This is a genomic window from Marinobacter daqiaonensis, from assembly GCF_900115285.1.
In the GTDB taxonomy this organism is placed as follows: Bacteria; Pseudomonadota; Gammaproteobacteria; order Pseudomonadales; family Oleiphilaceae; genus Marinobacter; species Marinobacter daqiaonensis.
Genome location: NZ_FOYW01000001.1, coordinates 834,485 through 848,398, shown reverse-complemented (window position 1 = coordinate 848,398; position 13,914 = coordinate 834,485). Strand labels below are relative to the sequence as shown.

General features: G+C 61.7%; 14 protein-coding genes. 7 read left to right on the top strand and 7 right to left on the bottom strand.

All coding sequences use genetic code 11. The annotated features are described in order from the left end of the window. Positions 1 to 4: 4 nt before the first annotated feature. A complete protein-coding gene (rlmM, locus tag BM346_RS03930; protein WP_092009063.1) occupies positions 5 to 1,093 on the top strand; it encodes a 23S rRNA (cytidine(2498)-2'-O)-methyltransferase RlmM in 1,089 nt (362 codons plus the stop codon). A gap of 18 nt (positions 1,094 to 1,111) precedes the next feature. Here rlmM and BM346_RS03925 read toward each other — a convergent pair whose 3' ends face one another. After that, entirely contained in the window at positions 1,112 to 1,396 is a 285-nt protein-coding gene (locus BM346_RS03925) for an antibiotic biosynthesis monooxygenase family protein (protein ID WP_092009061.1), read from the bottom strand. 161 nt (positions 1,397 to 1,557) lie between these two features. On the opposite strand from BM346_RS03925, the gene tusA reads away from it, so the two are divergent. Continuing rightward, positions 1,558 to 1,800 carry a sulfurtransferase TusA gene (gene tusA / locus BM346_RS03920; protein ID WP_092009059.1) on the top strand — a complete coding sequence of 81 codons (243 nt, stop codon included), beginning with the start codon at positions 1,558 to 1,560 and terminating at the stop codon, positions 1,798 to 1,800. Here the strand turns inward: tusA and dsbD are convergent. Continuing rightward, positions 1,797 to 3,671 (bottom strand): protein-disulfide reductase DsbD, encoded by a 1,875-nt coding sequence (gene dsbD / locus BM346_RS03915; protein ID WP_092009057.1) that lies wholly within the window; start codon positions 3,669 to 3,671, stop codon positions 1,797 to 1,799. The two genes, tusA and dsbD, sit on opposite strands and share 4 nt — an antisense overlap. Before the next feature lie 142 nt (positions 3,672 to 3,813). On the opposite strand from dsbD, the gene BM346_RS03910 reads away from it, so the two are divergent. The 3 genes from BM346_RS03910 (at position 3,814) to BM346_RS03900 (ending at position 6,994) form a co-directional block, all read left to right on the top strand. Beyond that, positions 3,814 to 4,422: an elongation factor P hydroxylase gene (locus BM346_RS03910; RefSeq protein WP_092009055.1), complete on the top strand. Its 609-nt coding sequence runs from the start codon at positions 3,814 to 3,816 to the stop codon at positions 4,420 to 4,422. Beyond that, a complete protein-coding gene (locus BM346_RS03905) occupies positions 4,406 to 5,767 on the top strand; it encodes a DEAD/DEAH box helicase (RefSeq protein WP_092009053.1) in 1,362 nt (453 codons plus the stop codon). Before BM346_RS03910 ends, BM346_RS03905 begins: the two co-directional genes overlap by 17 nt. Before the next feature lie 75 nt (positions 5,768 to 5,842). Further along, on the top strand, positions 5,843 to 6,994 hold the full coding sequence (locus tag BM346_RS03900) for a 4-phosphoerythronate dehydrogenase (protein ID WP_092009051.1): 1,152 nt from the start codon (positions 5,843 to 5,845) through the stop codon (positions 6,992 to 6,994). On the opposite strand, the gene htpX is transcribed toward BM346_RS03900, so the two are convergent. The 3 genes from htpX to BM346_RS03885 form a co-directional block, all read right to left on the bottom strand. Next, positions 6,987 to 7,871 carry a protease HtpX gene (htpX, locus tag BM346_RS03895; protein WP_092009049.1) on the bottom strand — a complete coding sequence of 295 codons (885 nt, stop codon included), beginning with the start codon at positions 7,869 to 7,871 and terminating at the stop codon, positions 6,987 to 6,989. The genes BM346_RS03900 and htpX overlap by 8 nt on opposite strands. A gap of 142 nt (positions 7,872 to 8,013) precedes the next feature. Continuing rightward, positions 8,014 to 8,490 carry a hypothetical protein gene (locus tag BM346_RS03890; protein ID WP_092009047.1) on the bottom strand — a complete coding sequence of 159 codons (477 nt, stop codon included), beginning with the start codon at positions 8,488 to 8,490 and terminating at the stop codon, positions 8,014 to 8,016. Positions 8,491 to 8,505: 15 nt separating this feature from the next. Further along, positions 8,506 to 9,717, bottom strand: a complete 1,212-nt coding sequence (locus tag BM346_RS03885; RefSeq protein ID WP_092009045.1) for a pyridoxal phosphate-dependent aminotransferase — start codon at positions 9,715 to 9,717, stop codon at positions 8,506 to 8,508. A 254-nt stretch (positions 9,718 to 9,971) separates the two neighbouring features. Here BM346_RS03885 and BM346_RS03880 point away from each other — a divergent pair, with 254 nt between their 5' ends. Together BM346_RS03880 and BM346_RS03875 are read left to right on the top strand one after the other, a co-directional pair. Next, positions 9,972 to 10,457 carry a glutathione peroxidase gene (locus tag BM346_RS03880; protein WP_092009043.1) on the top strand — a complete coding sequence of 162 codons (486 nt, stop codon included), beginning with the start codon at positions 9,972 to 9,974 and terminating at the stop codon, positions 10,455 to 10,457. Next, positions 10,458 to 10,940, top strand: a complete 483-nt coding sequence (locus BM346_RS03875; protein WP_227662905.1) for a MarR family winged helix-turn-helix transcriptional regulator — start codon at positions 10,458 to 10,460, stop codon at positions 10,938 to 10,940. It begins immediately after the preceding gene. A gap of 21 nt (positions 10,941 to 10,961) precedes the next feature. On the opposite strand, the gene BM346_RS03870 is transcribed toward BM346_RS03875, so the two are convergent. Together BM346_RS03870 and BM346_RS03865 are read right to left on the bottom strand one after the other, a co-directional pair. Next, a complete protein-coding gene (locus BM346_RS03870) occupies positions 10,962 to 12,950 on the bottom strand; it encodes an ATP-binding protein (RefSeq protein ID WP_227662906.1) in 1,989 nt (662 codons plus the stop codon). 57 nt (positions 12,951 to 13,007) lie between these two features. Then, entirely contained in the window at positions 13,008 to 13,778 is a 771-nt protein-coding gene (locus BM346_RS03865; protein ID WP_092009041.1) for a hypothetical protein, read from the bottom strand. Positions 13,779 to 13,914: the final 136 nt, after the last annotated feature.

Sequence of the window (13,914 nt, the reverse complement as noted above, 5' to 3'; positions counted from 1 at the left end):
GCCCATGCCCGCTACGCCCGACCGGCTGTTATTATTCTGTCGCCCCGGCTTTGAAACCGAGGCGGGTCGTGAACTCACCGACGCCGCCGCTGAAGTGGGCGCGTGGGGATACTTTGAGCCCCGGGGAGCGACGGGCTGGCTGATCTTCAACCTGTCGGGAGGGCTCAGCGGGGCGGAGTTGTTGGATCGTCTGCCATTGGCGGATCTGGTGTTTGTCCGTGACTGGCTGCTCCTGGTGGCGGAGATTGCGCTCCCCCCCGAAGATAGGGTAGGCGCCGTTGTCGGGGCTATCCGGGACGGGGGTGTGTCGGTGCACGGCTGCGACCGGGTCGAAGTGAGGATACCTGAAAACAGTACCGATCCCGATCTGGGTCGATTTGCCCGGAAGTGGGTGGCGCCGCTGTCAAAAGGGCTGCGGGGGGCCGGCATGATCGCCGATACCGGAGATGCGAACGCGCCGGACCGGCTGGAGCTTCTGCTGATCGATTTCGAAACCGTCCTGCTGGGTGTCAGCCTCGCCGGCAACCGCTCGAGGTGGCCCATGGGCATTCCCCGGCTGCGTTTGCCGGCATCGGCTCCAAGTCGCTCGGCCCTCAAACTGGAAGAGGCGTGGAAGGCAATGCTGCCCGCCGAGCGTCAACTGGATTATCTGGGCGGCGGCAAGACCGCCGTGGATCTCGGCGCGGCTCCGGGTGGCTGGACCTGGCAGCTGGTTCGCCAGGGCATGCAGGTGACTGCGGTGGACAATGGCCCCATGGATCAGGCATTGATGGCGTCGGGTCTGGTGACTCACGTTCAGGCGGACGGCTATGCCTGGAAGCCCCGTCGCGCCGTGGACTGGATGGTCTGTGACATTGTGGACAAGCCCCGCCGGACGGCCGCCATGGTCAGTGACTGGTTCGGCGGTCAGTTGTGCCGGTACAGCGTATTTAATCTCAAGTTGCCGATGAAGAAACGATACGAGGAATGGCTGGCCTGCCGGGAGCTGATTCAGGAGCGTCTGGCGGACGCGCCTTTTGGCATCCGCCTTACCGCTCGCCAGCTTTACCACGACCGGGAGGAAATCACCTGTTTCCTGGAGCGCACGGACTGAGCTGGCGGAGCCGGGTGATCAGCACTGCCGCAGGATGGTGATTCTCTCGTCCTGATCCATCATCGGCTGGAGATCATTGAGCAGCTGCTGGCGTTCTTCGGAATGGTACCAGCGGTCCCAGTCCGCCTCTGTTCGCCAGTTGGCGAGAGTGATTCGGTGATTGGGGTCCTTGGTGTTCGCAAGCGTTTCCCCGGAAATGAAGCCGGGTGCGGACACGGCATTCTGGAGAATCCAGCGAGAGCGTTCCTCATAGGCGGATTCAAGGGATTCGGCAATGTGGCGTTCAATCAATACGCGAATCATGGCTACCTCGTAACTCTATCGTTGCTGGCCCGTCGTGGTTTAAAATTGCTCTACCTAAACAGTAATTTAGCAGCTGACACAGAAAAATCCACGGGCTGGCGTCGGTCTGTTCGACTTGAGTTGAACCAACCGGGCACCGGACCTGCAGGCCGGGAGATACCATGACAGACACGCCAAAGCAGGACGCGGAACTGGACACCAGGGGCCTGATGTGTCCGGAGCCGGTCATGATGCTGCATACCAGGATAGTCGAGGTGCCGGTTGGCGGAATCCTGAGGGTGGTAGCCACGGATCCTTCCACCACCCGGGACATACCGCGGTTCTGCCAGTTTCTGGATCATGAGCTTCTGGATCAGGAAGAGGCAGCGGACGAGTACCGTTTCTGGATCCGCAGGGGGCACTAGAGAGCCCGCCCGACCTTGTCCAGATGCGTCAGGAACTGCGACCGGTTCATTTCCCCCAACACCCGCAGGTCGGGTGTTTCCTCGCCGGACCGCCCGTAAAACAGAACGGCGGGCGGACCGAACAGCCCGAGCTCATCCAGCAGTGCCTGTTGCTCGGGGGTGTTGTCTGTCATGTCGATCTGCAGCAGGGCGTAGGGCTCCATGGCCGCGATCACCGCTGGATCACTGAAGACGTTGCGTTCCATTACCTTGCACGAGATGCACCAGTCCGCATAGAAGTCCAGCACCACTGGCTGTCCCCGTTCGCTGGCCCGGGTCAGCAGCGCGCGGACCTGGTCCGGGCTTTCAACCCGCTGAAAAGCGGCATGGGTGGGCGTCGCACCAGTGGTCCCCGCACTGCCGGATGCCATGAACGGTGCCAGTGGCCTTGCCGGGTCGCTGGCTCCACTCAGCGCCCCTGCCAGCAGAGCCAGGCCCCATGCAAACATGACCAGCCCGAGCCCTTTCCAGGTGCGCTGCCAGCCAGCCCGGGCCTGATCGAATGCACCCAGTTGAACACCGGTGATCGCCGCCAGCAGGCCCCACAGGGTAAGTGCCAGCCACGCCGGCACCAGACGCTCCAGCAGCCACACGGCCACCGCCAGCAGCATGACCCCGTAAAAGGCCTTGACCACGTTCATCCAGGAGCCGGTCTTGGGCAACAGCTTGCGGCCACCCACGGCCACCAGGATCAGTGGCACGCCCATGCCAAGGCCGAGGGCGAACAGGGCAACGCCCCCTATCACTGCGTCCTGGGTAGTGCTGATGTAAAGCAGGCTGCCGGCCAGTGGGGCTGTCACGCAGGGTGAGACCACCAGCGCCGACAGGGCGCCGATGCCGAAGACGCTGGCCAGTCGGCCTCCGCTGAGGCGCTGGCTGGCCTGATTCAAGCGGTTCTGGATGCTCTGGGGTAACTGAAGGTCAAAAACATTGAACATGGCCAGGGCAAACAGGGTGAACAGGGCGGCGAACGTGCCCAGCACCCAGGGCGACTGGAGGTGGGCCTGAAGATTGAAGCTTGCCCCCAGCAGCCCGGTAATGACCCCGGCGCTGGCATAGGTGAGCGCCATGCCGAGCACGTAACTGACGGCCAGTAGCAGAGCCTGGGCCGTGCTGCGGGTGTTGTGACTGGAGACCAGGGTGGAGATGATGGGCACCATGGGCAGCACGCACGGCGTGAAGGTCAGGCCCAGTCCCAGGGCGAAGAACACCAGCGCGATCATCAGCGTGGACTGTTGTGAAAGAAAGCCCGCGAGTCCCGTTGCCGAGCTCAGGTCCGCGTTACCACCATCCGGTGAACCGGTGACACCGGCTGCCGTTCCCCCGGCGGCGACCACCCCGGGGTCTCCGCGGCTGTCGTCGGAGGCATAATACAGCACGTCCCGGGTCTGGGGCGGATAGCATAACCCCGCCTCGGCGCAGCCCTGGTAGGTTACCTGAAGGTCGGCCTCGCGGGTTCCCTGCGGCAGGTCGAGTTCCACCCGCGCCTCCACCGGATCGTAGAATACGGTGACCGTGCCGAAATAGGGGTCTTCGGTATCAACACCAGGGAGCGAAAACTCGGGCTCGGAGATCTCAACGCCTTCTGTTGCCGAGGTGACGGAGATCCTCCCACGGTAAAGGTAGTGCTCCGGGGCGAGATCCCAGCGTAACAACACCCCGGACTCGGTGGTGGTATAACTGAAGGGAAGGGCCTCGTCCACCGGCAGAAAATCCTGCTTGCCGCCCAGGCCACCGCTGGTGAACGCAAGGGCGTGGCTGGCGAGAAGGACGCTGGTTAAAAGCAACAGCAACCGGAGGATTGCGGAACAGGGGATCGCTTTGTCTGGCATCGGTTACGGTTCGGCCTGGTGAACGGGAAAAGTTTTGTAAACCGGGAAAAGGGACTGGGGAATTCCGGTTAAGTTCCCTTATTCTGCTGAAGCATACATGTCGCTGGAAATCAGGGCGTTAAAGCCGCACAATAGCGGACCCATGAATCACCGTCCAGAAGACCTCGTCACACTGTTTAACAGATTGTTCCGTGAAACCCGGAGAACGGAACTGGTTCGCGGCGGCGAAGAGCCCGAGTACCTGCCGGCGTCTTCCGCTGGCGATTACGCCCGGGTGGTCTTCGCCCATGGCTATTTCGCCAGTGCCCTCCACGAGATCAGCCACTGGTGCATCGCCGGGGCACATCGCCGCACACTGCCGGATTACGGATACTGGTATTGCCCGGACGGTCGCACGTCCGACCAGCAGCGGGAGTTCGAGAAGGTGGAGGTAAAGCCCCAGGCACTGGAATGGCTGTTCGCGGTGGCCTGCCGTAGCCGGTTCCACATCAGTGTTGATAACCTTGAGGGCGGTGGCGCCATCGATGAAGATGGCTTTCACGGTCGTGTATTCCGACAGGCCTGCTACTATCTGGAAAACGGCCTTCCGGAGCGGGCCGGACAATTTCTCGAAGCGCTGCGGGAGTTCTATGGCACCGACGATGCCGACTTCCGGTGCTGGCACCAACAGAACATCCACCTGGCGGCGAATGCCCGCGGCCAGGCACATTATTCCATAAGAGACAATGAAGCCTATGACGCAATCACCTGAATCCACAGCCACTTCTGACAGCCAGCCCGATACCGAGGCCAGCTCGCAGGCAGTCGAGGGTGTAAAACACAGTGGCACCCGCTTTGCTGACCTTCGCCTGGACAAACGACTGCTGGATGCCATTAACGGCATTGGGTTTGAGTATTGCACGCCCATTCAGGCGGAAACCCTGCCTTACACACTGGCCTGCCACGACCTGATCGGCCAGGCCCAGACCGGAACCGGCAAAACCGCTGCCTTCCTGATCACCGCTATCCAGACGCTGCTGGAAACACCGATCCCGGACAGCGAACGTTTCGCCTCCGAACCCCGGGTACTGGCGCTGGCCCCCACCCGCGAGCTGGCCATGCAGATCGCCAAGGATGCCGAGCAACTGTGCGACGCCACCGGCCACCGGGTTGTATCCGTCGTTGGCGGCATGAACTATGACAAGCAGCGGGACGTGCTCCAGAACGAGATTGTGGACATCCTGGTGGCCACGCCGGGCCGGCTGATCGACTTCCTGGGCTCTCAGGATGTGTTTCTTGACCAGGTCGACCTGCTGATCCTGGACGAGGCGGACCGGATGCTGGACATGGGCTTTATCCCGGACGTCAAGCGGATCATCCGCCGCTGCCCTCCGAAGGATGACCGGCAGACCCTGCTGTTCAGTGCCACCTTCAATCAGGATGTGCTCAATCTGGCGTCAATGTGGACCCATGGCGCGGAATTTATCGAGATCGAGCCCCAGCAGAAGACCGCCGAGCGGGTCAAACAGACGGTCTACCTGGTTTCGGAGGAAGAAAAGCTGCCGGTACTGGTGAACTATCTCAAGCGTCCGGAAGTGGAGAAGGCCATCGTCTTCGCCAATCGCCGCGACCAGTGTCGGGACCTTGAGGAAGACCTGAAGAATCAGGGCGTCAAGGTGGCGCTGATGTCGGGCGAGATCGCCCAGAACAAGCGTCTGAAGACCCTCGACCAGTTCAAGAATGGCGAGATTCAGGTGCTGGTGGCCACCGATGTCGCAGGCCGTGGCATTCACGTGGAAGGGGTAACCCACGTGTTCAACTACAATCTGCCTGACAACGCCGAGGACTATGTTCACCGCATCGGTCGCACCGGGCGGGCCGGTGAGCACGGCGTATCCATCAGTTTCGCCAGCGAGGACGACTCCTTCGCGCTGCCGTCCATCGAAACCTACATCAGCCAGAAGCTCGAGACCACGGTTCCGGATGAGGAGCTGATGCAGCCTTTGGAGAAACCGCCGATCCAGCGTCGCCGGGGTGCTCGCCGCTCCGGTGGTGGTCCCCGTGGCGGCAACCGTGGCCGCCAGGGGCAGGGCGGCCGTTCCCGCCCGCGTCAGTAGACGGTAGCGGGCAACCGGGCACGGCGATCCCGGGTGGCCCGGAGGCCGGGACCGCGGTTGGAGAGCACAGCAGCCATGCACATTGTTGCCGATGAGAACATTCCGCTTCTCGGCGCGTTCGTCGAGGGCCTTGGCACGGTTGAGCGGGCCAATGGCCGCCGCCTTACCCGAAGCCAGCTGATGAATGCGGATGCACTGCTGGTACGCTCGGTCACCTCGGTCAATGAGTCTCTCCTGGCCGGTACCCCGGTCCGTTTCGTGGGTACCGCCACCATTGGCACGGATCATGTGGATATCCCGTGGCTTGAGCGCCAGGGCATTGCCTTCGCCTCGGCGCCGGGGTGCAATGCCAGCAGCGTTGTGCAGTACGTGCTTGGCGTTATTTCCCTTTATCTCAGACGGTGCCAGCGGGAGGGCTTCGAAGGCCTGACCGTGGGTGTGGTCGGCGCGGGCAATGTTGGCGGAGCCCTGGTGGGCCGGCTTCAGGCCCTGGGTGCCAGGGTGCGGGTCAGCGATCCACCCAGGCAGTCCGCTGGCGCCGGGCTTCCCTTTGCCTCCCTTGAACAGGTGCTGGCCTGCGATGTGGTCAGCCTCCACACGCCGCTGACCACGACCGGCGAGTGCCCGACCCACCACCTTCTGAATTCGGATCGTCTGGCCAGCCTGGGCCCGAACCAGCTGCTGATCAACAGCGGACGTGGTGCCGTTATCGATAACCGGGCCTTGCTGGCCCGTCTGGGGGGAACGCAGTCGCCAACCGTGGCGCTGGACGTCTGGGAACACGAGCCGGAGCCGCTGACGGAACTGCTGGACCATTGCTGGCTGGCAACGCCCCATATCGCCGGCTACAGTCTGGAGGGTAAGTGTCGTGGCACGGAAATGGTTGCCAGGGCACTGCACCTATGGCTTGGGCGTCAGTTGCCTCTGACAACCGAGGAGTTGTTACCGGAGCCGCCGGTGACGGCCATGGCTTTCGCCCCGGATATCGAGCCGGTTGAGGCGGTGCACCGGGCGCTGATGGCCTGCTACGACCCCCGGGACGATGATGCCCGGTTGCGTCGGGCGGTAGATCAGGCCAGCGCGGGAGGCCTGGCACTGGGTCAGGCTTTCGACGGTTTGCGCCGCAACTATCCGGTAAGGCGGGAGCCCGGCAGCCTGAAGATTCAGAGCACGCCGGGCTCGGATGGCGGCCGCCTGCTGGCGGCCGCGGGTTTTCAGATCAGCTGAGGTTGGCCTGCTGAAGGGCCTCAATCCTCCGCTCCAGTGGCGGGTGGGTCATGAAAAGCGCGGCCAGTCCGTCACGACGACCCCTGTTGATACCGAAGGCCTGCAGGCTGTCCGGCATCTGGTCCGGCATTTCAGACTCTTTTTTCAGCCGTGCCAGGGCATTGATCATGGCGCCGCGTCCGGCCAGTTGGGCGCCTGCGATATCCGCCCGGAATTCCCGCCGGCGTGAGAACCAGAAAACGATGGTGCTGGCGAGGATGCCCAGAACGATCTCGGCGGCGATACTCACCACGAAGAAGCCGATGCCGTGGCCACTTTCGTTCTTGAATATCACACGGTCGACGATGGAGCCGATGACCCGGGCCGCAAAGATCACAAAGGTATTCACCACACCCTGGATCAATGCCAGCGTTACCATGTCACCGTTGGCCACATGGCCAATCTCGTGCCCCAGCACCGCCCGGATCTCCTCCTTGCTGAAGCGTTGCAGAAGCCCTTCGCTGACCGCGACCAGAGCGTCATTTTTGTTCCAGCCCGTGGCGAAGGCGTTGGACTGGGTCGCCGGGAAGATCGCCACTTCCGGCATATCGATGCCGGCCTCTTTCGACAGTTCCCTGACGGTGTCCACCAGCCAGCGCTCAGCGGGGGTTCGGGGGGACTCGATGACCCGCGCCCCGGTTGTGCGCTTGGCGATGAACTTGGACATCAGCAGCGAGATAAAGGAACCGGCGAAGCCGAAAACGGCGGCGAATATCAACAGCGAACCGTAGTTGATGCCTGTGCCGGCCAGGTAACTGTCCACACCGAGCAGGCGCAGGGTAAAGCTTGCCACCAGGATGACCGCCAGGTTGGTGGCAAGAAACAGCAATATTCTCATGGGTTAACCTCGGTGAAGTTGGCGTTTGCTGCCGGAAATATCGGTATCGGAGGTCGCAAATTCAAGCCCCTGCCATGACCTGGCATTTCTCCCCCCCGGCCACCACCGGCCAGCGTCGACGAAAAGACCGGACCGTGGCGGTTCAGTTCCCGATCGGAGCGAAAAAAGCCGCCTGCATGGCCGTGGTCAGAGTGGAGGACCGGCCGCTGCGGATGGACTGCCGGAGTACGTGAACCCAGGTCGAGCGATCCTGGCGCACCGACGGCGGCAGGGGGTCTTCCGGGCCCGGGACACCCGGCTCGGGGAGGTCAAGCCGGCTGGTGAGGTCGAGAGGGGCTGGCGTGTTAAGGCGGACAAACGCCTTATGGGTCAGCACGGCCTGGTCCAGGGCTTCCTGCCGGATGGTGTCCACATAACGCAGCAGACCCTCTTCCTCAAGCCAGAGCAGAGCGCCAAAACAGGCCATGTGGCGCGGGCTGTGGAGGCCGAATTCGTCGGGCTCATCGGGGCCGGCGATGTCCTCCACAAACAGGTTGATGCGGCGGGGGAATACGCTGAACAGCTGCACCAGGGCAATGGCCGAGTCCCGGTAGAACTCATCGATGTGTATGTCAGCCATAAGGTCTGTTCCCGGTCAGCCCCAGGTCGACAGGAAGCGTTCCAGTCGGCCGATGGCATCCTGAAGCGCGTCTACCCGGGGCAGGAACACCACTCGCAGGTGCTGTCGGTCATCAATGTTGAAGCCGGAACCCTGCACCAGCAGGATCCGCTCCTGGAGCAGCAGATCGAGCACGAACTTTTCGTCGTTCTCGATCGGGTAACGCTCCGGGTCCAGTTTGGGGAACAGGTAGAGCGCCCCCTTGGGTTTCACACAGCTGATACCGGGTATGTCGTTGAGAAGCCTCCAGGCGGTTTCGCGCTGCTCGTACAGGCGCCCCCCTGGTGCGACCAGGTCATCGATGGACTGGTAGCCCCCCAGCGCGGTCTGGATTGCCAGCTGAGCCGGCACGTTGGCGCACAGGCGCATGGAGGCCAGCATGTCGATACCCTCGATCAGGTCCCTGGCCTTGTGCTTGGCACCACTGATGATCAGCCAGCCAGACCGGTAACCGGCGGCACGGTAGTTCTTGGACAGACCGTTAAAGGTGAAGAACAGCACATCGTCCGCCAGGGAGGCGGTGGAGACATGTTCCACACCGTCGTACAGAATCTTGTCATAGATTTCGTCGGAAAGGATGATCAGGTTGTGCTGGCGCGCCAGCTCGATCACCTCTTCCAGCAGCTCCTTCGGATACACCGCACCGGTCGGGTTATTGGGGTTGATCAGCACGATGGCCTTGGTGCGCCTGGTAATCTTGCGGCGGATGTCGTCCAGGTCCGGGAACCATTCCTGCTGCTCGTCGCAGCGGTAGTGAACCGCCTTGCCGCTGGACAGGGTGACCGCGGCGGTCCACAGGGGGTAATCGGGAGACGGTATCAGTACTTCGTCCCCGGTGTTGAGCAAGGCCTGCATGGACATCACGATCAGTTCACTGACGCCGTTGCCCAGGTAGATATCATCGATGTCGACCTTGTCGATGTCGCGCTGCTGGCAGTAGTGCATGACTGCCTTGCGGGCCGAGAACAGGCCCTTGGACTCCACGTAGCCCTGGGCGGAGTGGAGGTTGTAGATGACGTCCTGCTGGATTTCTTCCGGTACGTCCAGTTCGAAGGCTGCAGGATTGCCGATGTTGAGTTTTAGTACCCGGTGACCTTCTTCCTCCAGACGACGCGCCTCCCGCAGCACCGGACCACGGATCTCGTAGCATACGTTATCCAGTTTGGCGGACTTTCTGTAATTCTGCATAGGAGGCGTCTTCCCGTAGTAATGCTCGGCTGACCGGCGATTTCCGGTCCGTGTTGGACAGGCCCTCCATTCTAGCGGAGCCGTGGCAGAAAAAAACAGTCCGAACCTGATGCAATTGTGATGAAAAATGGCAAATAGGGCGCAAACTTAGCACTGATCCTTCAGACCGGGATTGTGATAAAATATTGTGCACAATATAATTGCTGAAAATCACCAGCCCATCAATGATGGTTCCTCACCAACGGAGAGTCCCGATGCCAACCGCGCCCATCTACCAGATCGAGGTGACTGATATCCATGGCAAGGCGCACCCCATGGCGGATTTCGCCGGTAAGGTGCTGCTGATCGTGAACACTGCCAGCAAGTGTGGCTTCACGCCCCAGTTCGAGGGGCTCCAGGCGCTGCGGGAGGAGTTGGGAGACCGCGGCCTGGAGGTACTGGGTTTCCCCTGTAACCAGTTCCTGAGCCAGGACCCCGGAGAGAATCAGCAGATCAGCGAGTTCTGTAGCCTGAATTACGGTGTCACTTTCCCCATGTTCGCCAAGCTTCAGGTGAACGGTCCGGGGACCCACCCACTGTTCGAGCTGCTAAAACGGGAAGCGCCGGGTATGATGGGGTCACAAAAGGTGAAGTGGAACTTCACCAAGTTCCTGGTGGGCCGTGACGGCCAGGTGGTACGCCGTTACCCGCCCACTGCCAGACCCGAGTCCCTTCGAAAGGACATTCTGGAGTTGTTGTAAGTGAAGAATCATGCCCCCGGGGCAGACGGCCGGCTGCAGGACGATCTCCTCACCCTGGACAATCAGGTCTGCTTCGCCCTTTACGCGCTCAACCGTGCCGTCACGGGCCGGTACCGGCCACTGCTGGCGGAGTTGGATCTGACATATCCCCAGTACCTGGTGATGCTGGTCATGTGGGAAGCCGATGGCCGGGGCGAAACGCCCCGGGTTTCTGAAATCGGCGAAAGGCTGCGACTGGATTCCGGGACTCTGACGCCATTGCTGCGCCGCCTGGAGCAGCGTGGCCTGATCACCCGGCGCCGCTCTCCCGAGGATGAGAGAGTGGTGACGGTGGCCCTGGCCGAGGCAGGCGCGGAACTGCACGACCGGGCGAGGAAAGTGCCCGAGCGCCTTCTGTGCGAGCTGGGAATGGATGCCGCGGAAGCGGGTCAGCTAAGGGATGACCTGCGGGCGTTACTCAACCGTCTTGAAGAATCCACCTGAAGCCAGCCCCTGTTCGCATGGTTAACCGGGCGGAGCGCAGCTGACCCAGCGCCGGATCACATCCTCCAGCACCCGGCGGTTGTAGGGTTTGGTGATGTAGTCGTTCATGCCGGCCGCCAGGCAGGCGTCCCGGTCACCGGACATGACGTTGGCGGTAACCGCTACCACCGGCAGGTCACGCCACTCGGCTTTCTCGCGTATCCGCCGGGTGGCCTCGTAGCCATCCATTACCGGCATCTGGCAATCCATCAGCACCAGGTCATAGGGCTTGAGGGAGAGTGCAGACAGGGCCCGCTCGCCATTGTCGGCATGGTCCACCTCATGGCCCATTTTCTGTAACAGGCCCGATGCCACAATCTGGTTTACCCGGTTGTCCTCCACCAGCAGAATACGACAGCCCTGTAGGCCGTTGGGATGGCTGTTGGTGGCCTGCTTCATATCAAGCGGGTCACCGGCGGGCACGCTGCGATCTTCCGGCAACGGTAGCGACACGGTGAACCAGGTACCTTGGCCGGCCCTGGAATCGACCTGTATCTGGCCATGCATGCGCTCCACCAGCTGCTGGCAGAGTGCCAGGCCAAGGCCGGTGCCTCCATAGCGCCGCGTGGTATCGGAGTCGGCCTGTGAAAAGGGGGAAAAGATCCGGTGGAGCGCCTCCCGTGACATACCGATGCCGGTATCGCGAACCTCCAGGCGAACACCCTCCGGGGTCTGGGCCAGGTGAATGGAAACCCGGCCGCTCTCGGTAAACTTGATGGCATTGGCCAGCAGGTTGTTGATCACCTGCCGGATGCGTGTTGGGTCACCGAGATAACGGGAAGCCAGATCCGATTCCAGCCTGGTCTCGAACTCCAGGCCCTTGCGCCTGGCCTGCTCGTAATGGATGGTGGCGCACTCCTGGACCAGCTTGCGCAGGTCGAAGGAAATCACCTCCAGGTCCAGTTTGCCGGCTTCCACCTTGGAAATGTCCAGGATATCGTTGAGCAGGTTCAGCAGGCCCTGTCCCGCTCCCTGGGCGATTTCAAGCTGATGCCGTTGGGCCGGCTGCAGATCGCCTTCCAGGGCCAGTTCCAGCATGCCCAGTACCCCATTGAGCGGGGTGCGGATCTCATGGCTCATGCTGGCAAGGAACCGGGCGCGGGTCTGGGCCCGGCGAACCGCGTCTTCCTTGGCCCGGACCAGGGCGCGGTTGCTCCGCTGCAGCGCCTGGTTCTTTTCCGATATTTCCCGGGTCCGGTCCTCCACCTCCCGTTCCAGCTGGCCGGAGTAATCCTTCATCTGGCTTTCCACCGCCCGCAGCTGACTCAGGGAGGCATCGACGGTTTCCAGGTGGTGGTTGATGATGGCCACCATGCTGCCGATCTCGTCTCGCTCGTGGGAGCCGGGGACCGGCAGGCGTGCCTTCTCAGGGGCATCCTTTACTTCCTGGAGGCTTTTGATCACCCGCAGCATCGGCTTGGTGAGCACCAGGTAGAACACCACCAGCAGCAGCAGCGAAAGCGCCAGGCTTTTGAGGATGCCGCTGATCAGGATAAAGCTGGCCCGGGAAAGAAAAATGTTGCCATAGTGGGTGGTTGAGACGGTCACCACTAGGTGGCCCAGTTCAATTTCCCGCAGGTCGCTTACTTCCAGGGGCAGGGAATAGCGCCGGGTCTCCCCGAACAGCAGATTGCTGAGCCAGCGGTAACGGGTATCCCCGCTGCCGCGGCTGGCGGCGGCAAGAGTGCGCTGTTCCGGGTCGAGAATGCGGGCATCAATAACCGCCGGGTGGTGCAGCATGCCCTCAAGCAGCTCATTGGCCAGGCGGGTGTCGATATTGTAGGCGATCTGGGAGGCGGGGCTGTGACTTATTTCCATCAACGCCTTCACGTCCTGATCCATGAAGGCCCGGGTGGCGTGGTATTCCACCGTAACCTGGATCAGGTTGAGGACAAGCCCCACGGCCATGGCGAGCAGCACCGTGTTGCGTGTGAGGCGATAGGACAGGCGGTTACGGAAAAGCTGTTTCAATATGGTCCCTGGGTCGCTGGTCCCTGTATCCGGATCCCGCGGGCGTTCGCCCGCTGATCAGTCGTAGTCCGCTTTCTTCTTCCAGTTGTCATCGTGGAGGAAGGTGTCCCACTCCTTGTCCAGCCGGCCCTGCTGTTCCGCGGAACGAGTGGACTGGCCGCTGGCCAGCTCGGCTTCCAGATCCCGGATCCGGGCCTTGAAGCTGGCAACTGCCTTGGCGGCCATGTCGTTGCCCTTCGACTTTGCCATTTCCGTGGCGGCGAGATGATAGGCATGTATGGCCTTGCGCAGCTGGTTCTGGCGGACATGATCCCGGGCCTGGAAGACAAACAGGTCGGCATGGGTCTTGTGAATGGTGAACAGCACGTGGCGCAATTCCGCCCGGGCGGTGGACGAATTGATCTTGCCGGACTTGTGCAGGGACTCGATGAGTTTGAAGAGGCTCTGCAGAAGATCCTTGATGTAGTTGGATTTGTCCGGCGAGTCGATGATGACCTTCGGGTGCTCATCGGTGCCGTCCATCACCTTCTGTTTCTGTTCGCGGACGCTGTTGGCCCAATCCCTCAGGGGCAGGTCGGCTCGTTCCTCCACCAGACGCTGGCAAAGCTCCTCCATGCGGCGAAGCAGCAGCAGCTTGGTATCACGGGTCAGGTACTGGCCTGGAAGTTCGTCATAGATCCGCCGGGCCCGGTTATAGGCATCTTCCAGGGCGGCGACCCTTCTGGCCCGTTCGATCCTGGCGCGCTCCCGCAACTGGCTTATCACCACAATGATGATTGAAAAAACAACAACAGCGAGAAGTAAAAGAACGATGGTTACGGTATCCATGAATGCCGGACGCGCTCCCCTGATGGTTATCATTCTGAGTCGGGAAGAGGGAGTCTTGGCGATCCCCCGTGAAAGTCGCAAGTCTCTGGAAGACTAGCAGAAAAGTCTAACCCATTCCGTAGCAAGTTGTTACTGG